We start from the raw sequence: 1,118 nt of genomic DNA on the forward strand, positions 1-1,118 counted from the left end.
CGTTAAATGGTACCCATTGAGCGGCTTGCTGCTGGACGCGCACAACCCCCGCTTTGGCGAACGGACCTATGACCGAAGCCACCAGACCGACATTCTGGATTTCATCGTAAAGACCTTTGACGTCAGCGATCAGCATCAGGGGCATTCGAAAAGGCAAGCAAGTTGAATCACGTGCAGCAAAGACCACTATTGGGCCTGTTTCTGAACCCATGGGGGGCGACCGCGCGGGCAGTCGAGTTGCGGGATGATACCCTCCGGGCAACTGCGGGGCATCCTGCCAGCGTCCCACTTTCTGAACTCTCGTCCGCGCCTGTTGTTCGTCGAGGATTGCTGTCATCAACCGTGGTCTTTCCGAACACGGCTGGCCACCGTTTTATGGTGCGGGGTGTTGGGCATTCGAAAGCAGACGCTTTTTCCAGGACCGTCTCTGCTGCCTGGACCCGCTACAATATCGGGCTGTTGGAAAAAGACGCCCTCCGCATCAATGGGCTTCTGTCGGCCATCGGGGAATTACGAAACCCCACGCATTACCCCTCTGCCTGTCTTTTGATGCCGATGCTCGCCAAAGCTAAAATATTGGACACCACCCTGTTGTCAAAGCTCCGCCCGGAAGCGATCGGAACGGATCAGACACGTCGAATTGAGCCTATCAGCGCATTTGCAAAAGCGCCAAAACGTTTCAGAGCGCAAGCCATCGCCAGGTTTGTGGAAACAGAACTGATGCACTGGCATGATTTCTTCGACAGCGTGGAATCAAACCCTCTGACACCTGAACAAAGACTGGCGATCGTGGTTGATGAGGATGCGACCCTTGTGCTGGCAGGGGCCGGGTCCGGCAAAACCAGTGTGATTACCGCCAAAGCGGCTTATCTTATGAAAGCTGGAATCCGTAAACCTGAGGAAATCCTGCTCCTTGCTTTCGCCAGAGGGGCGGCACAGGAAATATCCGCACGGATTGAGGAACGCTGCGGCGCACCGGTGGAGGTAAAAACTTTTCATGCGCTCGCCTATCATATCATCGGTGTTGTTGATGGATCAAAACCTGCCCTCGCTCCGCATGCAACTGACGATGTGGCTTTTCTGGCGCTTATCAGGAAAATCTTAAAGGATCTGGTCGG

1 protein-coding gene is annotated in these 1,118 nt (G+C 54.7%); it reads left to right on the top strand.

All coding sequences use genetic code 11. The features are described from left to right. Window positions 1–171 precede the first annotated feature (171 nt). Window positions 172–1,118: UvrD-helicase domain-containing protein (locus tag ACOCD2_RS21260; protein ID WP_419626058.1), on the top strand; the 947-nt coding region annotated here is incomplete at its 3' end.

This window comes from Thiolapillus sp. (genome assembly GCF_048562965.1).
Lineage (GTDB): Bacteria > Pseudomonadota > Gammaproteobacteria > Chromatiales > Chromatiaceae > Thiolapillus > Thiolapillus brandeum_A.